The following is a 22,258-nucleotide window of genomic DNA, read 5'->3' on the forward strand; positions in this document are numbered from 1 at the left end:
TGAGCAAGGTAGAAGGAGTGTCACCTGCATTAATCGAAAGAGCAGGAGTAGGAAGCCACTACCTAAACTCGGCGCGCCAGTCTTCGACTCTACCATAAAGCGATCGTTCACCTCTTCTAGCAGGCGATGGGCAAGGTAGGCCTCGTCTAGCAATGCTTCTAATTGGCTGTGTGGGTCGACAATCGAAGGCGGCGACATAAAGTAATCGCTCGCGATTTTTAAAAGGGGCTCAATGTCTTTATCGATTCCCGCCTCTTTGGCCATACTGCGAATGGCGTCGATAAAGTCTGGCACATGTTTAATGTAGCGCACCACAAAATCAGCTAATCCCTTGGTTGCCTGCTGTTCCGGTAATTTGATGGCGTTGTGCAGGCGCTTTTTACGGCACTCGACAAATTCCAGCAATTTTCCAGTCGCAGAGTCTTGCTCCTGCACCTGCTGGATTAGCTGGCGAATAGGGTTTAGGGGGTCGCTCAATCTATTTCTCTGATAGTGGTTATAAGTGATCACATTAGCAGTCCTGCAAGTTGCTGCTGACATTCATAAGTCGCGCTTTAACAGTAAACCATGACTAGGCAAACGCAAGTGAGTCTTAATACCGACTTTTTATAAAAACGCTGGCAATCGATGAAATCGACCTGAGGGATGCTTTTGGCGCCAGCAGGTCGATATCTTCAATATCAATATTAAAATGCGCCAGAGAGTTTCAAGCGGAGGGTGTTATCCAAGTCACCGCTGAAATATTGCTGAAATTGCAGGCTGAGGTCGAGGCTGCCGAGGGTCTGACCTATGCCTAATACGCCGTAAACTCCGCCGTTAATGTCGATATCTTCCGAGTAACAGTTGCTGCAATTACTGATGCTGCGCTCGGACCCCAGAATGCCGCTTACCCCGCCGCGCAGGGTTACAAAGCTCATATTGTTCTGCCCAAAGCGATATTTGGGGCCGTACTCGGCAAACAGCATAAATGCGTTGGCATCGGATTCGGTGTAATCCGTATCGCCCCAGTAGTCTTCAACATATTGGGAAAAAGCAGCGTTGTCGCGATAAAACAAAATGTTGGCACCTAGCACCAGAGTGTTTTCAGTTTTGCTGGAATAGTATTCAGCGGCACCGCCGATTGCGGTGGCAGTGTCTTCAATCCACTGTTCGCTGGCAGCTTGGGTATCGATAGTCACATGATCCACATGGCCGGACCAGCTCCAGCCGGTGTAGTCAGCGTTATTGGGGTTGTTGTTGGCGAATGCAGCCGTTGCGGTGAGCAAGCTGGCGCCAAGCAGGCAGCGGGTGAGCAGGGAGTTGGCCATAGAGTGATCCATCATAATGTATAAAGAGGTTGAAAAGCGGCAGGCAAGATACTGCTCTTGTGCCAGTTTGTAACGCATGAATGAGAATTTTGGGAGAAATTATCTGTATGGCAACTTAACAATCAGCCTAATAGGGCGGCTTTCCGTGAATTTGGCGCCCCGAGTCTATATAATTCGCGCTTTATTATGTGCCGCCGGACATTTTCCGGTTTGATGGAGTTCCGCATGTCAGATCGCATTGCTCAAGTTACCCGCAACACACTGGAAACCAAAATCAGCGTCAGCCTCAATTTAGACGGTGCAGGTAAGGGTGTGTTTAATACTGGTGTGCCCTTTTTGGAGCACATGATGGATCAGATCGCCCGCCACGGCATGATTGATCTGGACGTAACTTGTGATGGCGACACCCATATCGACGATCACCACTCAGTGGAAGACATAGGCATCACCATCGGCCAAGCCATCGCCAAAGCGATTGGCGATAAAAAAGGCATTCGCCGCTACGGCCACTCCTATGTGCCGCTTGATGAGGCGCTGTCCCGCGTAGTCATCGATTTCTCCGGTCGTCCGGGTTTGGTGATGCAGATTCCGTTCACTCAAAAGCGTGTCGGCCAGTTTGATGTGGAGCTGTTTTGGGAGTTCTTCCAAGGCTTTGTCAATCACGCCGGTGTGACCCTGCATGTGGATAACTTGCGCGGCCACAATGCCCACCACCAGATCGAAACCGTGTTCAAAGCCTTTGGCCGCGCCCTGCGTATGGCGCTGGAAAAAGATCCACGTATGGAAGGCATTATGCCGTCCACCAAAGGTAGCCTCTAAGCATGACGTCAGCGGTTAACAAACAAACAGTGGCCGTCATCGACTACGGCATGGGCAATTTGCACTCGGTCAAAAGTGCGCTGGAGCATGTGGCTCCCGAGCAAAACGTGGTGGTGACCTCCGACCCCGCAGTTGTTGCAGCGGCAGATCGGGTGATTTTCCCCGGTGTAGGCGCAATTCGCGACTGCATGGCCGAAATCAACCGCCTGGGTTTTGACCAACTGCTGCGCGAGCAAATCGCCACCGGCAAACCGGTACTGGGGATTTGTGTGGGCATGCAGGCCTTGATGGACTTTAGCGAAGAAAACGGCGGGGTAGATTGCATCGGTATCTTGCCGGGAAAAGTGCGCTTCTTCGGCGAAAACCACACAGATAGCACAGGCGCTCATTTAAAAGTGCCGCACATGGGCTGGAATCAGGTACATCACAATGATCACCCACTCTGGGCCGGTATAGCGCAGGACGAACGCTTCTATTTTGTGCACAGTTATTGTGTTATCACCGAAGATGGCAGCTTGATCGCCGCAACTTGCGACTATGGCATTCAATTCCATGCGGCCTTAACACGCGGTAATTTGTTTGTGGCGCAGTTCCACCCGGAAAAAAGCCATACCGCTGGGCTGCAGCTGTTGAAGAATTTTTTACATTGGGATGGCAAAGCCTGATCCCGCGTAGGTTGGTGGTGAGCTTGCGAACCCCAGCGCTGTTCAAGATGGTCATGTTGGGGTTCGTTCCTCACCCCAACCTACATTCTGTTTAATTGAGATTGAAAATGTTAATTATCCCCGCAATTGATTTGAAAGACGGCCAATGCGTGCGTTTGCGCCAGGGTTTGATGGATGATTCCACCGTGTTCTCCGACGATCCCGTCGCGATGGCAGCACAATGGGTGGAGCAGGGTTGTCGCCGCTTGCATTTGGTGGATCTGAATGGCGCCTTTGAAGGCAAGCCGATGAATGGCGGTGTGGTTACTGCCATCGCCAAAGCCTACCCCAATCTGCCGATCCAAATTGGCGGCGGTATTCGCAATGCGGAAACCATCGAGTACTACCTCAATGCCGGGGTGCAGTATTTGATTATCGGCACCAAAGCGGTAAAAGAGCCGCAATTTGTGACCGATATGTGCAAACAATTCCCCGGCCACATTATTGTCGGCCTGGATGCTAAAGACGGCTGGGTTGCCACCGATGGCTGGGCAGAAGTCTCTAACATTCAAGCCTCTGAACTGGCCAAGCGTTTTGAGCAGGACGGCGTGAGCAGCATCGTCTACACCGACATCGCCCGCGACGGCATGATGCAGGGTGTGAATGTGCAGGCCACAGTGGCCATGGCACAGGCCTCCAGCATCCCGATTATCGCCTCAGGCGGTGTGACCAATATGGATGACATCCGCGCACTTAAAGCCGAAGCGCACAAAGGAATTTGCGGCGCCATCACTGGCCGCGCGATTTACGAAGGCACCTTGACCATGGCGGAAGCGCAGGCTTACTGCGACCAATAAGGGGATTTTATACATGAGCCCGACAGTCTTTAGGGCGGTTGAAGTGACGCATATATCAGCACATGGCGTTTGGCTGTTAGCTCACAACAAAGAGCTGCTGATGACTTACGACGATTTCCCTTGGTTCAAAGATAAATCGGTCGGCGCTATCTTAAATGTGCAAGAACAAAGCCCCGGTCATTTTTATTGGCCCGATATAGATGTGGATCTGACGGAAGAAATGATCGAACACCCAGAACGATTCCCTTTAAAAGCCAACGTTTGATTAGTTAAGAGTTATTTATGGCACTCGCAAAACGCATTATTCCCTGCCTCGATGTCGATAACGGTCGCGTGGTAAAGGGCGTCAATTTTGTCGGTATCCGCGATGCGGGTGATCCGGTGGAGATAGCCAAGCGCTATAACGACGATGGCGCCGATGAAATCACCTTTCTCGATATCACCGCCACCCACGAAGGGCGCGATACCACGGTGCATACGGTGGAGAAAATCGCCAGTGAAGTGTTTATCCCGCTCACCGTTGGCGGCGGTATTCGCACCGTGGATGATATTCGCACCATGCTCAATGCCGGTGCCGATAAAGTCGGCATCAACTCGGCGGCCATCTACAACCCGGAGTTTGTGAAAGCGGCTTCGGATCGTTTTGGTGCCCAGTGCATAGTGGTCGCCATAGACGCGAAAAAAGTCAGTGTGGACGGCGAAGCGCCGCGCTGGGAGATTTTCACCCACGGCGGGCGTAAACCTACCGGCATTAATGCGGTGGAGTGGGCGATCAAAATGGCGGAGTTTGGCGCAGGGGAAATCCTGCTCACCAGTATGGATGGCGACGGCACCAAAAAAGGTTATGACCTGGCGGTAACCCGTGCGATCAGCGATGCGGTGCCGATTCCGGTTATCGCCTCAGGCGGTGTGGGCAACTTGCAGCATTTGTGTGACGGCGTGACGGAAGGCCGCGCCGATGCGGTATTGGCAGCGAGTATTTTCCACTTTCGCGAATACACTGTGCCGCAGGCGAAAGCGTTTATGCGCGCTCAGGGAATTGAGGTGCGGCTGTAAGGCTTGTTGCAAAAACACCCCCGCTGAAATACAAAAAGGGCGCTCTGTGAGCGCCCTTTTTATGCTCGGCCTAAAGCGTACTTCAGGCCGCGCGGTACTGTTTTAGCATGTCCGATACTTTTGGTTCGGATGCTTGAATAAAGTCGATGAATTCACCAACGCCAATTTCAGCGTCGTTGTGGCTATCAAACGGGCCTATATCCACACCCTCGCGGGTGGTGTAGTACCAGTAGCCATCTTTTTGTAGGTAGCGACCATGGCGCGAAGGTACTGAACCCTGTTCGCCTGCTCTGTTTGATGTAGCCATATACAACTCCTCGCGTCTATTCCTGAAAATCGGATCCTTCAGCGGTTGATCAAATATCACCCGTGATGATTATAGACAGCATTGGGAACTACCGGCTAGATTTAGTTGGTCTTTTATATATGCTTTTTTATAACCAAAAGTAAGTATTTTAAATTTAATGCGCCATTTTTAAAGGTTTGAAGACTAAATCCAGAGAAAAAGGATCAATCGGTAGCCAAATTTGTGGCCAGAGACCCATGGGTGGGGCGATACAGCGAGTCTGTTTTGTATTGTTCAGCGGCTGCGCATGTGGCATCAGTTGCGATGCTTTGACCAGCTGAACTTGATAGTGATCCAGCAGCGATTGTAATTGCTCCAACTCATGCAGTGTTTCGGGATAAGGGTGGCCAATGGCGATGGCCGAACCATGTTGCTGTGCCAGTTTGAGGGCGCGAATCAATTGGTATTTGATGTTGCTGGTGGTGCGCTCATCATCCAAAAATACATCGCGCTTGCGGCTGGGCAGATGAATCTTTTCCGCCATAGCTAGCGCTTGAGTTTGGGCGCTGGTGCGGCTATCGACAAAATACAATTGCCGCTGCTGTAGTTCCTCCATCAACCAGCTCATGGGTTCAGCTTGCTCGGTCAGCTGGCTGCCCATGTGATTGTTGAGACCTTTAATATGGGGAATATTGGCTAGGTTTTGGCGCAATACAGCAAGAAATTCACCGCGCTGCATGCCGCTCGTTAATCCACCGCGCCCCAGTGGATAGTTGTGCTGATTGCTCATGGGCGCGTGGAGCATAATCTCTTTGCCGCTGCGATGGGCGCGCTCGGCCAGCTCGATTCCGTGGGGGGTAAAAGGCAGTACGGCGAGGGTGAAATCGCCGCTTAAATCTGCCGTGCGCTTGCCTAGGGTGAGATTGTAGCCAATATCATCGATGATGATTGCCAAACGATTTGAGGCGACCACTGGCAAGCTGAGAAGCGTCGCAACCCAGAGCAAGGTCAGGCCTAACGTCAGGCGATGGGCGCGCGGTTTTAACACGCGACTTTATTCGCTGTCGCCCGTGGTGGACTGTTCTGGCTCAACGGCTATATCAGGTGCTATGGGCGCAACCTCTGTTTTAGCCGAGAGCGGTGAGCTCTGAATAAAAATATGCAGCCCTTTTAACAGGTTCAACGCTTCGTGTAGCTGATTATCTTCTTTGAGTAACTCGGCGCTGCTGATACGTTTTTTGGCGCGATCTTTACTGGTGCTTTCTTTGCCTCCCTTGCTATTGCCGAGGTGGCGGGCGAGATCAGCTTCGGTGGTATTTATGCCCGGTTGAATGGCGGTGACTTGCACCCGTTCTACATCTACATCCGGCTCAATTCCCTGTGCCTGAATTGAGCGGCCATTGGGGGTGTAATAGAGTGCAGTGGTGAGTTTGATCGCGCGGTCATTGCTGATTGGGATCACCGACTGCACTGAGCCTTTGCCAAAACTGCGCGTACCCATGATGACGGCGCGCTTGTGGTCTTGCAGCGCACCGGCGACTATCTCGGACGCAGACGCAGAGCCATCGTTAATTAGCACTACCAGCGGTAAGTTATGGGTGAGATCACCTTCTTCGGCGTTATAGCTGATATTGCTGTTGTCGAGGCGACCTTGGGTGTAAACCACTTGGCCGCCGTCGAGAAAGGCATCGACCACTTCCACCGACGACTGCAACACCCCGCCGGGATTATTGCGCAAATCCAGAATAACGCCTTTGGTTTCAGGGTTTCTTTTTAATTGAGCGCGCAACTTTTTGGCCACATCTTTGCCGGTATCGAGTTGAAATTGGGCGAGGCGAATATAAAAATAATCCTGCTCCAGTACCCGCGTGCGCACACTTTGCACCTTGATGATATCGCGTACCAAGTCAAAATCGATGGGTTGATCAGCGCCGTCGCGCATCACCGTAATTTTGATTGAGCTATTTTTTGGGCCGCGCATCAAATTGATGGCTTTGGTTAAGTCCATGCCTTTGACCGGTTGGTCGTCGATACGGATAACAATATCGCCCGACACTATGCCTGCGCGCGCCGAGGGGCTGTCATCAATTGGGGTAACAACTTTGACAAAACCTTCATCGATACTGACCTCTAAACCGATCCCGCCAAATTCACCGGAAGTGCTGGCTTGCAAGTCGGCAAAGGCTTCTTTATCGAGATAGGCGGAATGGGGATCAAGCTCGGCGATCATGCCTTTGATGGCATATTCGAGTAGTTGGGCATCGTCGATTTGATCGACATAGCCGTTGCGTACATGGTCGTAAACGCGGGTGAAGGTGCGCAGTTCTTCAAGCGGTAACAAACCGGCGTCAGTATTGGCTTTGTTGTCGGCTTGGGCGGGCGCCATGAGTACACTGAACAGCGCGCAGGGAACAGCCAGCCTGATAAAAACAGGTGCTTTAAACGGGAAAGTAAAAGCAGCGCGAAACATAACGTCTCCGATAGCGCAACAACTGAAAAATAAGCGCGACATCAAGGTCGCAATCTGAATGGCTTAGCGGGCGCACACTAAGCTAAACCATAAAAAAATGACAGCCGCCCCAAAAAATAATTCCGGCGCCAGTGTAGGGGTTAACCGCGCGCTAACCAACCACCGGGATCTATAGGCTTACCATTGTGGCGAATTTCAAAATATAAACCGGTTGCCGCCTGACCACCCGAATTGCCGACGTTGGCGATGGCTTCACCGGCGCGCACGGGTTCACCGGCTTTTTTTAATAAACTTTGGTTGTGGGCATAGAGGCTTAAATAACCTTCGCCATGGTCAACAATCACCAGCAGACCGTGGCCGCCAAAATAATCGGCAAAGACAACCCGGCCATGATGCACCGCTATCACCGCATTGCCCATAGGGGCAGCAATATAAGCGCCATTCCAATTCATTTGTCCGGCAATTCGTGCGCTGCCAAAGCGATGAATCATGCTGCCTTGCGTTGGCCAGGGCAAGCGGCCTTTGCGCAGCGAGAATTTTTCGCCGCCTTTGGGCAGGGGCACATAGCTGGGGGAGTTGATGGCGCCGGTGGTGGCGACACGTTTAGTTACTCGTTCTAACAGCGCCTGCAAGCGGCGGCGATCATTGTTGAGCTGGTTGAGTTCCTGACTTTTATTTTTCAGCTGGCTATTCACTTTTGCCAGCGCTTGCTGACGTTGCCCGTGAATGGTTTTGAGCTGCGCGCGCTGGGCATCCAGCTCCGCTTGCATAGTGCCTAATTCAAGCGTTTTTTTTTCTATTTCCGGGGTGAGTGCATCGATGCGGGTGATGGTATCCAAATAAGCTTGCATCTTGCTGGTATGGGCTTCCATGAAGTAACTGTGGTATTTCATGATGCGTGATAACTGATCGGGCGATTCCTGATTTAGCAGTACCTTCACTTCACTCTGCTCGCCGAGTTTGTGCGCCGCGCGCATTTGTTCGGCAATCTGCGCCTGCTGATTTTTGCGCGCCTGCTCTAATTGGCTGCGCTCGTTTTTTAATTGCTCCAGCTCTTTGTTTTGTTCATTGAGCTGCTTGTTGATATCGCTCGCTTTCTTTTGCAGCTCGTTGATTTGTTTTTCCGACTTTTCCAGATCTTTTTGCAAATCTGTACGAGTACCCTGCACATTTTTTAATTCTTGTTGCAGCGCCTCGATTTCTTTTTGCAGTTTTGCCATCTCGGCTTTTTCGTCGGCGAGCGCAAAGGTGGCGATGCTACAGACCAAGCCCGCAAAAATAATTCCGGTAATCGATGCAAACAAACGATTCATCATTGTTATAGATCTGATAGGAAACGTAGGATGGATGGCGCGCTAGCGATACCCATCAACTTTGGTCGTGAATGCCAGGCGGGTATCGCTTGCGCTCCACCCACCCTACACAATTAGGCACACATTAACCGAGGGTAATTAAATTCTTACCGGTCATTTCTGCTGGCTGAGGAATACCCATCAAATGCAACATGGTGGGGGCGACATCGGCCAATGAACCGCCGGGCGCAATAGTGCCCTTGCGTGAACTGCAGAAAATAAATGGCACCGGCAGCGTGGAATGCTGGGTGTGTGGCTGGCCAGTTTCCTCGTCGAACATTTCTTCCACATTGCCGTGGTCGGCGGTAATCAGCGCTTCACCGCCGACTTTTTCTACCGCTGCCAGTACCCGGCCGAGGCAGATGTCGATGGCTTCTACCGCTTTGGTTGCCGCTTCCATAATGCCCGAGTGGCCGACCATATCGCAGTTGGCGTAGTTGCAAATAATCGCATCGTACTTGCCTGACTCAATCGCTTCGACCAGTTTGTCGGTCACAATTGGCGCGTTCATTTCAGGCTGTAAATCGTAAGTTGCGACTTGGGGTGATGGCACAAGAATGCGGTCTTCACCGGGATAAACCACTTCGTTACCGCTGTTAAAGAAGAAGGTGACGTGCGCGTATTTCTCCGTTTCAGCGATACGCAATTGGGTTTTGCCCAGCTGCGATATGTAATCGCCAAAGGAATTGCTCAGGCTCACCGGTGGAAAGGCGATAGGCGCATTGATGCTCGATGCGTATTCAGTGGTTTGCACAAAGTGGGCGATTTCTGGGTGCAGCTCGCGGGCAAAACCGTCGAAGTCCGGGCTGATTAAGGCATTGGTGATTTCGCGTGCGCGATCCGGGCGGAAGTTCATAAAAATCACTGAGTCGCCATCGTTAATAGTGGCGACTTCTTCATCTTCACCGCAAATCACCGTGGCTTTGACAAATTCGTCGTTTTCGTCGCGCGCATAAGCGGCGGCCAAACCTTCAACGGCGGTGTGAGCATCAAATTCAGCATCGCCAGTGACCATCACATCGTAGCAAGCTTGTACGCGATCCCAGCGGTTGTCGCGGTCGAGTGCGTAATAGCGGCCAATAATCGAGGCGATCCGGCCAGCGCCCAATTCTTTGAACAGATCCTGCGCCTTTTGCAGGGATTTTTCCGCACTGCGCGGCGCGGTATCGCGGCCGTCTAAAAAGGCGTGCAGGTATACCTCTTTGGCACCGCGCTGTACCGCCATTTTCATCATGGCGTAGATGTGATCTTCATGGCTGTGCACCCCGCCCTCGGACAGCAAACCGAGAATATGCACGGCTTTGCCAGTGGCGATCGCGCTATCGATGGCTTTTACATAAACCGGATTGGTAAAGAAGTCGCCATCGCTAATGGCTTTATTGATGCGCGTAAAGTTCTGATACACCACGCGGCCAGCGCCAAGGGTCATGTGCCCCACTTCGCTGTTGCCCATTTGCCCTTCGGGCAAACCCACTGCCATGCCGGAGGTTTCGATCAGGCTTTTGGGGTTGTTGGCCCAGAGTTTATCGAATACAGGTTTGTGGGCAGCAGCAATTGCGTTGTACTTGGTTTTTTCAGAGTAACCATAGCCGTCGAGGATCAGCAGAACTACAGGTTTTTTCGCGCTCATAAATCGCTTCCAATGTCGGATGAACATGATTGGTTGATGCCGGCAGCCGCTCGTGGCAGCACAGGGATACAACCTCGTGGGTGATGGTTTGGGTGGAAACCCAAGAATGGCAAGCATTCTAGCGGGTTGGGCGCCTCAACTCTAATGTTTAAACAAAAAAGCAGCGATTGGGATCTGGCTATAGGGTCGATTGCCCGCGCGCAATCCGGCGTCTAACCGTAATAGGCAATCGTGTATACTTCGCCGCCTTATCGCCCGCGCCGGTAGCCCGCGCCGAAAAAGTTGCGGCGGCTTGCATTGAAATCTCTGTGCCTGCCCCCACTTTTGTCCTGGCGGCGCAGTTTCGGGCGGTCTGAGCCCCTTACCGCAAACCATTAAAAGGCAAGTATCGTGGATTTTATCGCATTTGTTTCGCAAGAGTGGCTGCTAGTCACCACCCTGATTGTGTTGATTTACATTTATGTTTGGCGCGACCGTATCAAGAGTGGCCGCCCTGTGTCGCCCCATGAAGTGACCAAGCTGGTGAATGATGGCAATGCCGTGTTGGTGGATTTGCGCGAGAGCGCGGAATTTAAAGCAGGTCACATCGTAGGGGCGCTGAATATCCCTTATGCCAAGCTCAGCAAAGAATCGACTGAAGTGGCCAGCTACAAAGACAAAACCATCATCCTCGTGGATAAACTCGGCCAGCATGCTGGCGCCGTTGGTCGGCTGTTGGGCAAAGAAGGTTTTGATGTGCGCCGTTTAGGCGGTGGCATCGGCGAGTGGCAGGCACAAAATCTGCCACTGGTAAAAGGTAAGTAATCGTTTTAGAACCCATTGTTATTTTTTGGAGTTTGTTATGGCGCACGTGAAAATGTACACCACAGCTGTATGCCCTTTTTGTGTCAATGCGAAAAAATTGCTGGCGCAAAAAGGTGTGGCGGTGGAAGAAATTCGCGTGGATAGCCAACCGCATTTGCGCCAGGAAATGATGGACAAAAGTGGTCAGCGCACAGTTCCACAAATCTGGATTGGCGAGCAGCATGTCGGCGGCTTCACTGATCTTTGGGCGTTGGATAAAGCCGGTAAGTTAGATGCGCTCCTGGCACAAGCCTAAGCGCCTTTTTAAATATTCCTAAACCAGTCAAGTCGAGTTCATTATGACAGAAGAAAATAACCAACAAGATGCTGGCCAAGCAGCTGCTGGCGCTCCGGTATTTGCGATTCAACGTATTTACTTGAAGGATATCTCCTTTGAAACCCCTATGGGTCCAGAGGCATTTACCAAGGCTTACAAGCCTAATATCCAACAGGATTTAAACATCCAAGCCAACCAAATCGAAGACGGTTTGTTTGAAGTGGTATTGTTGCTCACCATTACCGCCCGCATTGAAGATCGCGCGGTATTTTTGGTAGAAGTGAAACAAGCCGGTCTGTTTGCGATCTCTGGTATCGAAGGCCCGGCAGTGACCCAGCTGATCAATACTGCCTGCCCGCAAATTCTGTTCCCCTACGCGCGCGAAGCGGTGGATGGCATTCTCGGTCGCGGCAGCTTCCCTCCACTGATGCTCGCTCCTATCAATTTTGATGCAGTATTTGTGCAAGCGATCACCGCGGCACAACAGCAAGCTCAAGAGCAGGCACAAGCAGAAAAGCCGGAAGTGGTGAACTAATCTAACCGCTGGGTTATATGAAGGTTACCTGAAGGCGATCATTGCGATGATCGCCTTTTTTATTGCGCGCAATTTATCGCTATCCGCCTTGGCACGGAATTTGTCATTGTAATCTCCCCAAAGTCTCGCATAATCAAGCCTGCCGTTCGCTTTGGAATTTTCGCATGTTCAATCTCTCTAGCAATAACCGCAAGACCAGCCATATCGCCGCGATTGATCTCGGCTCTAACAGCTTCCACATGATTGTGGCGCGCTGGGACAATGGCCAGCTCACCCTGCTCGACCGTTTGCGCGAACCTGTGCGTTTAGGCTTCGGGCTGCAGGAAGATCTCAGCTTGAGCGATGACGCGCGCGATCGCGCGCTTGCCTGTCTGGAGCGCTTTGGCGAATGCCTGCGCGGCTATCCCTCGCGCAGCGTGCGAATTGTCGGCACCAAAACCCTGCGCACCGTAAAAGATTCGACTGCGTTTCTGATTGAGGCGGAAAAACGCCTCGGGCATCCGGTGGAAATTATTTCCGGCGATGAAGAGGCGCGCCTGATTTATCTCGGCGTGGCCAACGATATAGCGCCGGACGGCGATAATCGTATCGTGATGGATATAGGCGGCGGCAGCACGGAAGTGATTATCGGCAATGGCATGCAACCGAAATTGAAAGAAAGTTTGAACATGGGCTGCATCGCCATCACCAAAAAGTTTTTTATGGATGGCAAGGTCACCGAAAAATTAATTACCAAAGCGTTGATTGCCTGCTTGCAAGAAATTGAGCCAGTAAAAGAAGAGTTTTTACAAGCTGGCTGGCAACAGGTATTGGGTGCCTCGGGCAGTATTAAAGCGGTCGCCAAAGTCTGTGAAGCCAACGGTTGGAGCGATGGCACTATCACCCTCGAATCGCTCGAAAAAATCATGGCGATTTATTTAGACCACGGCAAATTGGATGCACAAATTGCCGGTTTGTCAGATGATCGCCAACCGGTTTTTCTCGGCGGCGTGATTGTCTTGAGTGCACTCTTTGATGCGCTCGAATTGCGCCAAATGGTCGCCGCCGAATGGGCGCTGCGCGAAGGCCTGTTGTTTGATCAAAAAGGCCGCTTGGAAAATCACGATATTCGCCAGGCGAGTGTCGATGCGCTCGCCGCGCGCTTTCATGTGAATATGGATAAAGCTAAAGCGGTAGAAAAAACCGCGCTCAATTTATTGCAGCAAGTGGCAGAAAGCTGGCAGCTCACCGCTGACGACGCCAGTAAATTACTCGGCTGGGCGGCGCGTTTGTATCAAGTGGGTCTGGACATAGCGCACAACGATTATCACAAACACTCTGCCTACATAGTGCAAAACGTCGATCTCGCCGGATGCTCGCGCGCCGAACAAATCCAACTCGCCGCATTAGTGCTGGCCCATCGTAAACGCTTTCCCAGCAAAAGCTTTCCGCTCGATAATACCGATTTAGTTCGCCTTGCTATGTTATTGCGCCTCGCCGTTATCTTTCATCGCGGCCGGGTTAAATCCGGAATGCCAGCAATTACATTATCGGCCGGAAAAAAACGTGTGGATTTACAGCTGCCCCATGACTGGCTGGAACAGCACCCGCTGACCTGCGCAGACTTGGAAACCGAACAGCGTTATTTGGGGGATATTGGGTATGAATTGACAGTTAATTGATGATTAAAAAGAATTTTTCCATATCGAATAATAGAGCAGGGATTTATATGAAGTCAGGGTTAATTTACACGTTTCGTTTTATTTTATTACTGTTGGCAGTGTGTTTATCAAGTACAGTATTTGCCGCTAATATTGAAAAATTGGCTAAGGGAAAATGGTTGCAGCTCACTAGTGATAATTTTCAAATTATTACTGATTTAAAAGAAAAGAAAGCGCGAATTTTGATTGATGATCTTGAAGCATACCGATATTTTTTGATTGAGTTAATGGGCATGCAATTACAGCCAAACCTTGATCCGCTACAGGTATTGGCATTGGGGTCTGGCTCAAGTTTTAAACATATGGGGTTGCCCAAAACTTGGGCTGGCGTTTTTGTGATTCACCCCGACAGATACTATGCTATCGCCAATGTGGATAATTACTCTGATGATTTGAAAAAGCCGAGTTTTGGCCGTCAGGTTTTATTACATGAATATACGCATTTTGTGCAAAAGTATTCACTCAATCGGGTTCCTCATCCATTATGGGTTCAGGAAGGTAAGGCTGAGTATCTAGGCACGTTTAAATTTGACGGTGACAAAATTTATTTGGGTAATCCCAAAGCCATTATGTTTCGCACCGCAGGACTTTATTCCAATGCAGGGAGATTGCAGATAGATGCTGAAAGCATCATGAAAACCAAAAGTTTGCCCATTCATTCGACCAAAATAAGCGATAGAGTTGTCATTGATCAGTTTTATGCTCGCGCATTTTTTATTATGCATTACATAAACTCTTCACCTGAATTACGGCAGGGTCTAGATGTTTATTTAACTGCAGTAAAAGACGGTAAAAATGAAGATGAGGCGTTAATGCAGGCGTTTGATCGAAATTTTGCTGAGTTTGAAAAAAACGTAACTGATTATGTTCTTAATGGTTTGTGGATGAGAGTTTTATCTCCTAAAGCAGGCAATATTATTTTTCCGGTACCAGAGGTTAAGGTCACCAAGTTGGATGCGGAAACATTCAAGACCAAAGTCGGCTATTTTATTTCTGAATAGAACAGGCGCAATAAAAAAGCCGATGGCAAACCACCATCGGCTTTTTGTTTTTTTGCACACGAATTAATTACACGCCGAACCGCTCACTACAGGAATTTCTGCTGTGCCTGAGTGAGTGCCCTGGAAGCCGAACTCAACCGATTGCCCCGGTTGAATGGTGCTGTTCCAACTCAGGCCAGATGCAGAGTAAGGATTGTTGCCGCTGACCGTTGCATTCCAAGTGCCGCTCAGGCGGGTATTGCCTGCGTAAGTCCAACTCACATTCCAGCCGTTGATTGCGCTGCTGCCTTTGTTGGTGATGCGGATCGCGCCGGTAAACCCCGAACCCCAGTTATTGCTAATCACATAGCTGCAGTTGCCCGCTGCGGTTGCTGTACTGGATGCGACACTGGATGTTGCGCGGCTACTGGCAGGCAATGAGCTGGCCGGAGTCGAGCTGGGCGCAACTGAACTGGCCGGGGTTGAGCTCACAGCGGTGCTGCTGCGCGATGAACTGCTGCTAGACGAGCTGCTAACCGGTACGCTGGCATTGGGGTTGGTGCCGACAAAATACAGGTCGGGTGCTGGTGGTGTTGCCATGCCATCACCGAGGAAAAAGCTGGTGTGTGGCGGTTGGTTGTAGCCCACGTTTTGCCAGGCGATGGCGGTGCGGTATTGGGTGTCGTGCATCAGCGTGCGCAGCTTGTGGCTGGTGACATGGGGGGTGGCAAAAATCAGTAGCTGGCTGTTGTTTTCGTGGCGCCAGATCACCTCTTCGCGCCAGTCACCGAGGATATCAGCGGACAGACCGGGGGTCGCTTTAGTGCCGTTGTTGGAGGCGGCGCCGTAGTTGTAAGCGGTGAGCAGGCGCGAGCTGTTATTGCTGGCGTAATTCCACCTATCGATCATGGTGTTGTTGAGCTGCTCGCGCAGCAGATCGCCATCCCACCAGGCGGCAAAATTAATCGACGCTGGTTTGCTGCTGGTGATCTGGTTGCCGGTCGCACTGTTGATGCCGCCTGCACTCGCCCAGCTTTCAGCACCGGGGGTGCGCGGGTCTATATCCATTATCACGCCGCGGCCAATATCGCCGCCGCCCTGAAAGCTCCAGATAATCTGACCGGTTTTCGCGTCGTGCATTTCCACCCCGTGGTTGCCGTAACTGGAGGGCGACTCATGCACCATAAACACTTCCAGACCGGGGCGATTGGGCAGGAAGTCGGAGAGATGCAGCGCATCGCCGTGACCCAAGCCAGTGGAGTACAACAGAGTGCCGTTGTCGTTGATAGTGGCGGCGCCAAAGACGATTTCGTCTTTGCCGTCCTGATCCACATCGCCCACCGTGAGCGAGTGTGCGCCCTGACCGGCAGCGGCGCCATTGCCGCTGGAGTTACTATCAAAGGTCCAGCGACGGGTGAGCTGGCCGTTGCGCCAATCCCAGGCGACCAGCACGGCGCGGGTGTAGTAGCCGCGGGAAAATATCAAACTGGGGCGGCTGCCGTCCAAATAGGCAACACCGGCAAGGAAACGGTCGACACGGTTGCCGTAGTTATCGCCCCAACTGCTGACGGTACCGCGTGCGGGTAGATAGTCGGTCGTCGCCATTGCCACACCGGTTTGGCCGTTAAAAACAGTGAGATATTCCGGGCCTGAAAGGATATAACCGGCAGAGGTGCGGTAGTCGGTATTGGCATTGCTGCCGCCGAGCACTGTGCCTGCGGCATCGCGGGTGCCCGGCGCGGTTTTCATCGCCACTTCGGCTTTGCCGTCGCCATCCAGGTCGTACACCATAAACTGGGTGTAATGGGCGCCAGCGCGGATGTTTTTGCCCAGGTCGATGCGCCAGAGTTGGGTGCCATCCATCTCATAAGCATCGATAAACACATTGCCGGTATAGCCGGATTGGGAGTTGTCCTTGGCGTTGGATGGATCCCATTTGACGACAATTTCATACTGACCATCGCCATCCAAATCACCCACACTCAGGTCATTCGGCGAATAGGTATAGGCCTCGCCACTCGGTGTAGTACCGCCATTAGGGCGATTGAGGTTAATGGTCAGATAAGGGTTCGCCCAAGTCGCTTTGGCGGCGTTCGCTGCCAGCTCGACGCCATTCACTACTGCACGCACGGTGTAAGCCGCGCTGGTAGTGCCGCTGCTATCCAGAAAGTTGGTGCTATTGGTAATGGGTGATGCAGTGATTTTGCTGCCGTTGCGATAGACGTTAAAGCTCACGTTGGATGGATCATCACCCAGCATGCGCCAGCTGATCAGCACACCGCTGCCAGAGGGCAGCGCAACCACACCTCGGTCGAGGTATTCGGCTTGGCGCGCGGCAAAGCTACTGAAACTGGCGAGGCTGAGGCCGACACAAAAACACGCTAACAGGGTTTTGCGCAGCCGTGGCTGCAAAGAGAATCTGCTCATAGTGGTTATCTCGTTATTCGATGAGTAAGGCAGGCCCGAGCGCCAGACATAGCAAACCTGTCATGCGCGCCGGAGCCGCGTTTATTTGGGTGTTACCGAATGCCGTTAGGTTCAGCTACAACTGATTATTGGAATTATTGTGATTGTTAGCCTGCTGGAGAAAACCGGTACGTTGCCGGAAGCGGGTGAGAGCGATAATATAATAAGTATGATTAATGAAAAACCAGTGGCGTAATTTTAAACGCCAGATTGGCGAAGTTTTTCTCAATTTTGCGACGTGATGGGAGATTTGCTGTTGGGCATTGCTGCCCAACCCAAGGGTTCAGGATGAGTGTGCTGTCCATGCGTTAAATTTATCGCGCAGGCGCAATGAGATAGCGGCAAGGTAGGCCACGAACAAAGCCGAGAAAGCGCTCAAATACAGCGCATCGACGGTGGTTAAACCCAAAAACGGAAACTCTACGCGCGCGACAATAAAGGATGCGGCATAGGCAAAAAGCGCATAGGCAACCAGGAATGCCTCATGCCTTATCAGCTCGGGGCGCCCCAAGCGGCTTAAGGACGGCAGCCCCAGAATAAGCCTTACCCATAATGGTCTCTCGTTATACTCATCTGTTGTGCTGTTCATTGCATATAGCTCCCGTTCCAGTAAGTCGACATTGATAGCAAATGTCGCCGCCAGAGCCCGAAGCGATGCATAACTCACACGATGACCCGCTTCAACACGCTGAATGGTGCGAAGACTTAAATGAGCCGCTTCAGCAAGTTGTTCCTGCGAAATACCCCTATCTTCTCTAAGTTTCCGAATTAGCATGTCTATCTCCGGTTGCGACACCCCCAAACTAGACCACTTAAAGCACTGTCGGTGACGACAGCTGCCGCCAAATTACCCGCCAATTACAGTTTGTAAGCTCACCTTGAGGTTAATTACCAATATGCGTCGACCAGCGTTCTAACAGATCACTTGGGCATCGATGCCTTTTTCACCTTATTTAGGATAAGTGAGGAGGCGTTTCAATTTGTGTAATGTAGGCTTGCTGTGGATGATTGGGTTTAGTTGGGTATTTCAGTTTTAGTTTTTTTTCTTTGATTAAATACTGGAGATGCTTTTTGCGTAGTGATTCGCCGCTACGATTTAGCAATTTTTCCAGCTCTTCAAGTCGCAGGGAGCGCACTGCACATAAATTCACTATTGTGTCTTGTACTTCAGCGGCGGTCGCCTTTTTGCGGCTCGCGATAGGTTTTGCGATTGCGAGCAACTGATTTTCCACAGGTCCGGAGCTCAGCAAAGGTCCGGACTCAAGGTTCGGACCTTTGGCGATTATTCCGGACTCCAATTCGCGATAGGCATCATCCAGGCGTGCTTCGGCCAGAAAATAGACTGTACCACGACCGTTACCTTCTTGATAAATAAGCTTTTTTTCCACTAAATTAGAAAGTATGGCCGATAGGTCACGCGGGTGGATATTCAGTACCGACATCATGCGCGCATGGTCAATTGTGCGTTCAATATGTGCAGTCACTAGTATCAAGCGCTCATTTTCAGAAAGCTTATCAAAACAGTCCGCACCTATCTGTTCTCTCAATTCTGACAATACTTTGTTTGGCACCAAACTTAAGGTATGTAGTTCTAATAAGGTTTGTTCTGAGGGGTCAGATTTTTCTTTCAGTAAGGGTTTGCGCCAATGTTGGCTATTCCAGCCATCAAAAATTTTGGGTAAACCTGAGCCCGCATTTTCTCCCAAGCCCACATAGCGAAACATGTTTTGTATGGCGCGATTGCGGCAGTCGCTGCTGCCACCCATGACCGCTCCCTCGATAGGAACACGCATATTGCCAGGGTTTCTAAAGCCAAACATATCGGGGCGTTTAACGACAAGAATAGAGGCTCTGCCGGTGTAATCCGCATGCACCAAACAGTTCACAAGGGCTTCACGCAGCGCTTTATGTACCAGGGTATCGTCCTGTCGTTGATCGCCTTCCAGTTTGAACGGAACCTTTAAATCAGCAGTAAGTTTGCGGATTACTTTTTGATAAAAATCGAACAGGTTTCCCGACCAGCTGCCGTCGGGCACCAAACGATCAATCCAGCGCGCTTCAGTTTTTGCTTCAGGACGCTCTTGATAGTCGAGCATGTAATTAGGAAAGGCTTCCATAATCGGACGATACTGACCAAACATTAATAACCCTGCACGAGTTAAACCGTTATTGCCTGTTTCCCTGTCTCGACCCCAGGCGCCAATTTGATATAGGAATTCCTGAGCATCAATTTTGTTCCACGGATGGTCTGGTTGGCGGGCGCTATACATATTGCGATAGGCATTAAAACTGTCGATATCTAAATCGCTCATCCCGTAACCTTTCAGAATCTCGGCGTCGCGGCTCTCTTCGATTTGCTCCGCCAACATACGGCGCACAGCTTCGCCACTGAGTTTCATGTCGCCACTATTCAGGCGCTTGAAAGTACCGGTCATGGGATTGTTATTCAGGAATACCGGTTTTTGTTTGCGGTTAGCTTGCGGGACGTGAATTTGAATAAGTGATTTTCCATCCAGTGTAATCACCTTTACCCAGCGCTCGCACAATAGGTTACAGCTAATTTTTTGCGAATTGTTTAGGCCATTCCAGAGTTCATCCAGTACTTTCTGCGTGTTTTCTACACCTTGAAACTCAAAGGTGCGATCTTGTTTTTCCTTAAGCCCAAGAAAAATATCGCCGCCTGCTGTGTTGGCAAATGCGCTGTAGGTCTCCCAGATGTCGTTAGGTAACGCACCTTTACCATCGCGGCCTATAGCGAGTTTGCATTCCACATCAACACTTTCGCGCATGGCGATAATGTCTTCGAGAGATTCAATATTGAGCATAAATAGATTCAGCTGTGCTTTATCGTTGGCGATAAGGTGCACGCTAGCATAGATCCCGCCGTGATGAGTAGGATCTATGCGCAACATCGTGGTTAGGAAGCGATATGATTAACTACCAATATGCGCCGACCAGCGTTCCAGCAGAATGGCTTGGGCGTCTATTGCATCTTCATCCTTTTGGGGATGAGTGGGGGTGTAGCTGCCGTCTTCCTGCAGCAACCAAGCGTGGGTGTTGTCGCGCAGGTAAAGGGCTAGGTCTTCGATAATGCGGTCGCGAATTTTTTTGTGTTTGATCGGGAAACAAGTCTCGACCCGGTGAAACATATTGCGCAGCATCCAGTCTGCACTTGAACAAAATAATTCGGCGTTGCCATTATTTTCGAAATAAAACACGCGGTGATGTTCCAGAAAACGGCCGATGATCGAGCGCACGCGGATATTGTCGGACATGCCTGCCACACCGGGGCGCAGTTGGCAGACGCCGCGCACGATCAAATCGATTTGCACTCCCGCTTGTGACGCGGCATAGAGTTCGTTTACCAATTCTTCATCGTAGAGTGAATTCATTTTGGCAATGATGCGTGCGGGCTTGCCCTGTTCGGCATTTTCTTTTTCGGTGCGGATGCGCTTCACCATGCCTTTGTGCAGGGTGAAGGGGGCGTACAAAAGCGCATCCATTTTGGAGGCTTTGCCCATGCTCGATAATTGCAAAAAGATGCGGTACACATCTTCGCCGATTTCTTTGTCGCAGGTGAGCAAACCGTAGTCGGTGTAGAGCTTGCTGGTGCGCATATGGTAGTTGCCGGTGCCCATGTGCACGTAATAGCGCAGCTTGTCTGCTTCGCGGCGCGCTACCAAAATCATTTTGGCGTGAGTTTTAAAACCTACAACACCGTAAATCACATGAATGCCGTAGCGCTGCAAGCGCTCGGCGAGTGCCACGTTTTGCTCTTCATCAAAACGCGCGCGCAACTCCACAATAGCGGTTACTTCTTTGCCCGCTTTAGCGGCGGCGACTAGTGCATCTACAATCGGGGAATTAGTGCCGGTGCGGTAGAGAGTTTGTTTAATCGCCAATACATGAGGGTCGGCGGCGGCTTCGCGCAAAAAATCCACTACACCTTGAAATGCATCAAAGGGGTGGTGTAGCAGAATATCCTGCTTTTGCAGCACCTCAAAATAAGAATTGGTGCGCTTGGGCAGCTTCGGCATGGCCTGTACAAACGGTTTGAAATAATACTGTTGATCTTTAATAAGATCGAACAAGTCGCCGTAGCGATTCAAATTGACCGGGCCGTTGATGCGGTATAAATCGCGCTCTTTAATTTCACAGCGCTGTAAGAGAAATTGTTCCAGTTCGGCGGGGCAGGAATCGGTCAGCTCTAGCCGCACTTCGTCGCCATATTGGCGATAGGCGAGTTCACCCTGTACCGCGCGCAGTAAGTCTTCAGTCTCTTCTTCGTCGAGAAAAATATCCGAGTTGCGGGTAAGGCGGAACTGATAGCTTTCCATCACCGTCATGCCGACAAAAATTTCGGCCATAAAAAAGTGAATGATGGAGGAGACAAACACAAAACAGCGTCCATTGCTGCTCAACTCGGCGGGCAGTTCAATAATGTGCGGTAGCGAGCGCGGTACTTGCACTATGGCGCGGCCGGAGTTGCGCCCGAAGGCGTCTTTGCCATCCAGCCGGACGATAAAATTCAAACTTTTATTGAGAATGCGTGGAAACGGGTGCGCCGGGTCTAAACCAATCGGACTGAGTACGGGTAATACATCGGATAAAAACACCTGCTTGAGGTGTTGGATTTGCGCCTCTGTCCACTCTTCACGGCGCAGGATATGAATGCCGTGCGCGTGCATTTCCGGCACTATTTCGTTGTTGAGAATGGCATATTGCTCCGCCACTAAGGCGTGGGCGCGCACTGAAATTTCGTTTAGGGTTTGGGTTTGGGTCAAGCCATCCGGCCCCTGGGTGGGCGGTGCGTTGCGCTCCAGAATTTCAACCAGACCGCCGACGCGCACTTCAAAAAACTCATCGAGGTTGGTGGAAAAAATGCCTAAGAAGCGCAGCCGCTCCAGCAGTGGCAAGCTGCGATTGTAAGCTTGATGGAGGACACGTTTGTTAAATTCGAGCAGGCTCAGCTCGCGATTGAAATAGGCGTTAGACACCTTGTACCTCGTTAAACTGATTCGTGTGGAGCAATATCG

20 protein-coding genes and 1 pseudogene are annotated in these 22,258 nt (G+C 51.0%); 10 read left to right on the plus strand and 11 right to left on the minus strand.

Translation table 11 applies throughout. The annotated features are described in order from the left end of the window. Positions 1–477: pseudogene (locus AWU77_RS05345) on the minus strand (hypothetical protein); the annotation flags it as partial. Between the two features lie 209 nt (positions 478–686). Beyond that, positions 687–1,385, minus strand: coding sequence for a hypothetical protein (locus tag AWU77_RS05350; RefSeq protein WP_152625283.1), 699 nt, complete (start codon positions 1,383–1,385; stop codon positions 687–689). A 147-nt stretch (positions 1,386–1,532) separates the two neighbouring features. Here AWU77_RS05350 and hisB point away from each other — a divergent pair, with 147 nt between their 5' ends. The 5 genes from hisB to hisF all read left to right on the plus strand — a co-directional run bounded on the left by hisB (position 1,533) and on the right by hisF (position 4,683). Further along, on the plus strand, positions 1,533–2,126 hold the full coding sequence (gene hisB, locus AWU77_RS05355; protein WP_062060073.1) for an imidazoleglycerol-phosphate dehydratase HisB: 594 nt from the start codon (positions 1,533–1,535) through the stop codon (positions 2,124–2,126). A gap of 2 nt (positions 2,127–2,128) precedes the next feature. Continuing rightward, positions 2,129–2,791 carry an imidazole glycerol phosphate synthase subunit HisH gene (gene hisH, locus AWU77_RS05360; RefSeq protein WP_062060075.1) on the plus strand — a complete coding sequence of 221 codons (663 nt, stop codon included), beginning with the start codon at positions 2,129–2,131 and terminating at the stop codon, positions 2,789–2,791. A 107-nt stretch (positions 2,792–2,898) separates the two neighbouring features. Then, entirely contained in the window at positions 2,899–3,627 is a 729-nt protein-coding gene (hisA, locus tag AWU77_RS05365; protein WP_062060077.1) for a 1-(5-phosphoribosyl)-5-[(5-phosphoribosylamino)methylideneamino]imidazole-4-carboxamide isomerase, read from the plus strand. A 13-nt stretch (positions 3,628–3,640) separates the two neighbouring features. Beyond that, positions 3,641–3,892, plus strand: coding sequence for a DUF2442 domain-containing protein (locus tag AWU77_RS05370; RefSeq protein ID WP_062060079.1), 252 nt, complete (start codon positions 3,641–3,643; stop codon positions 3,890–3,892). Positions 3,893–3,909: 17 nt separating this feature from the next. After that, positions 3,910–4,683, plus strand: coding sequence for an imidazole glycerol phosphate synthase subunit HisF (gene hisF / locus AWU77_RS05375; RefSeq protein ID WP_062060081.1), 774 nt, complete (start codon positions 3,910–3,912; stop codon positions 4,681–4,683). 82 nt (positions 4,684–4,765) lie between these two features. Here hisF and AWU77_RS05380 read toward each other — a convergent pair whose 3' ends face one another. From AWU77_RS05380 to gpmI, 5 genes are all read right to left on the minus strand, one after another. After that, positions 4,766–4,990 (minus strand): DUF6316 family protein, encoded by a 225-nt coding sequence (locus tag AWU77_RS05380; RefSeq protein WP_062060083.1) that lies wholly within the window; start codon positions 4,988–4,990, stop codon positions 4,766–4,768. Positions 4,991–5,144: 154 nt separating this feature from the next. After that, entirely contained in the window at positions 5,145–6,017 is an 873-nt protein-coding gene (locus AWU77_RS05385; protein ID WP_238582312.1) for a divergent polysaccharide deacetylase family protein, read from the minus strand. Positions 6,018–6,023: 6 nt separating this feature from the next. Next, positions 6,024–7,439, minus strand: coding sequence for a S41 family peptidase (locus AWU77_RS05390; RefSeq protein ID WP_062060085.1), 1,416 nt, complete (start codon positions 7,437–7,439; stop codon positions 6,024–6,026). Positions 7,440–7,579: 140 nt separating this feature from the next. Continuing rightward, entirely contained in the window at positions 7,580–8,755 is a 1,176-nt protein-coding gene (locus AWU77_RS05395) for a murein hydrolase activator EnvC (RefSeq protein ID WP_062060087.1), read from the minus strand. Between the two features lie 121 nt (positions 8,756–8,876). Continuing rightward, positions 8,877–10,421 carry a 2,3-bisphosphoglycerate-independent phosphoglycerate mutase gene (gene gpmI, locus AWU77_RS05400; RefSeq protein ID WP_062060090.1) on the minus strand — a complete coding sequence of 515 codons (1,545 nt, stop codon included), beginning with the start codon at positions 10,419–10,421 and terminating at the stop codon, positions 8,877–8,879. Positions 10,422–10,811: 390 nt separating this feature from the next. Between gpmI and AWU77_RS05405 the strand changes: the two genes are divergently transcribed. The 5 genes from AWU77_RS05405 (at position 10,812) to AWU77_RS05425 (ending at position 14,777) form a co-directional block, all read left to right on the plus strand. Then, complete coding sequence (locus AWU77_RS05405) at positions 10,812–11,225, plus strand: rhodanese-like domain-containing protein (RefSeq protein ID WP_084618104.1); 414 nt, start codon at positions 10,812–10,814, stop codon at positions 11,223–11,225. 37 nt (positions 11,226–11,262) lie between these two features. Further along, positions 11,263–11,520, plus strand: coding sequence for a glutaredoxin 3 (grxC, locus tag AWU77_RS05410; RefSeq protein WP_062060092.1), 258 nt, complete (start codon positions 11,263–11,265; stop codon positions 11,518–11,520). A 43-nt stretch (positions 11,521–11,563) separates the two neighbouring features. Beyond that, the gene (gene secB / locus AWU77_RS05415) at positions 11,564–12,076 is read left to right on the plus strand and encodes a protein-export chaperone SecB (protein WP_062060094.1); all 513 of its coding nucleotides are present in this window, start codon (positions 11,564–11,566) and stop codon (positions 12,074–12,076) included. A 164-nt stretch (positions 12,077–12,240) separates the two neighbouring features. Continuing rightward, complete coding sequence (locus tag AWU77_RS05420; RefSeq protein WP_062060095.1) at positions 12,241–13,737, plus strand: Ppx/GppA phosphatase family protein; 1,497 nt, start codon at positions 12,241–12,243, stop codon at positions 13,735–13,737. A 47-nt stretch (positions 13,738–13,784) separates the two neighbouring features. After that, positions 13,785–14,777: a hypothetical protein gene (locus AWU77_RS05425; protein ID WP_062060097.1), complete on the plus strand. Its 993-nt coding sequence runs from the start codon at positions 13,785–13,787 to the stop codon at positions 14,775–14,777. A 63-nt stretch (positions 14,778–14,840) separates the two neighbouring features. On the opposite strand, the gene AWU77_RS05430 is transcribed toward AWU77_RS05425, so the two are convergent. The 4 genes from AWU77_RS05430 to ppk1 form a co-directional block, all read right to left on the minus strand. Beyond that, on the minus strand, positions 14,841–17,183 hold the full coding sequence (locus AWU77_RS05430) for a cellulose binding domain-containing protein (RefSeq protein WP_062060099.1): 2,343 nt from the start codon (positions 17,181–17,183) through the stop codon (positions 14,841–14,843). Positions 17,184–17,505: 322 nt separating this feature from the next. Further along, the gene (locus tag AWU77_RS05435) at positions 17,506–17,997 is read right to left on the minus strand and encodes a helix-turn-helix domain-containing protein (RefSeq protein WP_062060102.1); all 492 of its coding nucleotides are present in this window, start codon (positions 17,995–17,997) and stop codon (positions 17,506–17,508) included. Positions 17,998–18,175: 178 nt separating this feature from the next. Next, positions 18,176–20,134 carry an RNA-binding domain-containing protein gene (locus AWU77_RS05440; protein WP_062060104.1) on the minus strand — a complete coding sequence of 653 codons (1,959 nt, stop codon included), beginning with the start codon at positions 20,132–20,134 and terminating at the stop codon, positions 18,176–18,178. Between the two features lie 21 nt (positions 20,135–20,155). Next, positions 20,156–22,219, minus strand: a complete 2,064-nt coding sequence (ppk1, locus tag AWU77_RS05445; protein ID WP_062060108.1) for a polyphosphate kinase 1 — start codon at positions 22,217–22,219, stop codon at positions 20,156–20,158. Positions 22,220–22,258 lie beyond the last annotated feature (39 nt).

Origin of the sequence: Cellvibrio sp. OA-2007 (genome assembly GCF_000953825.1) — a bacterium.
Lineage (GTDB): Bacteria > Pseudomonadota > Gammaproteobacteria > Pseudomonadales > Cellvibrionaceae > Cellvibrio.

What these genes read in the sequence shown, in the direction of transcription:
- AWU77_RS05440 (WP_062060104.1), bottom strand. Translation starts at nt 20,134, where the DNA reads ATGTTGCGCATAGATCCTACTCATCACGGCGGGATCTATGCTAGCGTG.
- AWU77_RS05390 (WP_062060085.1), bottom strand. Translation starts at nt 7,439, where the DNA reads ATGTTTCGCGCTGCTTTTACTTTCCCGTTTAAAGCACCTGTTTTTATC.
- AWU77_RS05370 (WP_062060079.1), top strand. Translation starts at nt 3,641, where the DNA reads ATGAGCCCGACAGTCTTTAGGGCGGTTGAAGTGACGCATATATCAGCA.
- gpmI (WP_062060090.1), bottom strand. Translation starts at nt 10,421, where the DNA reads ATGAGCGCGAAAAAACCTGTAGTTCTGCTGATCCTCGACGGCTATGGT.
- AWU77_RS05435 (WP_062060102.1), bottom strand. Translation starts at nt 17,997, where the DNA reads ATGCTAATTCGGAAACTTAGAGAAGATAGGGGTATTTCGCAGGAACAA.
- AWU77_RS05420 (WP_062060095.1), top strand. Translation starts at nt 12,241, where the DNA reads ATGTTCAATCTCTCTAGCAATAACCGCAAGACCAGCCATATCGCCGCG.
- hisA (WP_062060077.1), top strand. Translation starts at nt 2,899, where the DNA reads ATGTTAATTATCCCCGCAATTGATTTGAAAGACGGCCAATGCGTGCGT.
- AWU77_RS05425 (WP_062060097.1), top strand. Translation starts at nt 13,785, where the DNA reads ATGAAGTCAGGGTTAATTTACACGTTTCGTTTTATTTTATTACTGTTG.
- secB (WP_062060094.1), top strand. Translation starts at nt 11,564, where the DNA reads ATGACAGAAGAAAATAACCAACAAGATGCTGGCCAAGCAGCTGCTGGC.
- hisF (WP_062060081.1), top strand. Translation starts at nt 3,910, where the DNA reads ATGGCACTCGCAAAACGCATTATTCCCTGCCTCGATGTCGATAACGGT.
- hisB (WP_062060073.1), top strand. Translation starts at nt 1,533, where the DNA reads ATGTCAGATCGCATTGCTCAAGTTACCCGCAACACACTGGAAACCAAA.
- AWU77_RS05350 (WP_152625283.1), bottom strand. Translation starts at nt 1,385, where the DNA reads ATGCGTTACAAACTGGCACAAGAGCAGTATCTTGCCTGCCGCTTTTCA.
- AWU77_RS05430 (WP_062060099.1), bottom strand. Translation starts at nt 17,183, where the DNA reads ATGAGCAGATTCTCTTTGCAGCCACGGCTGCGCAAAACCCTGTTAGCG.
- hisH (WP_062060075.1), top strand. Translation starts at nt 2,129, where the DNA reads ATGACGTCAGCGGTTAACAAACAAACAGTGGCCGTCATCGACTACGGC.
- grxC (WP_062060092.1), top strand. Translation starts at nt 11,263, where the DNA reads ATGGCGCACGTGAAAATGTACACCACAGCTGTATGCCCTTTTTGTGTC.
- AWU77_RS05380 (WP_062060083.1), bottom strand. Translation starts at nt 4,990, where the DNA reads ATGGCTACATCAAACAGAGCAGGCGAACAGGGTTCAGTACCTTCGCGC.
- AWU77_RS05395 (WP_062060087.1), bottom strand. Translation starts at nt 8,755, where the DNA reads ATGATGAATCGTTTGTTTGCATCGATTACCGGAATTATTTTTGCGGGC.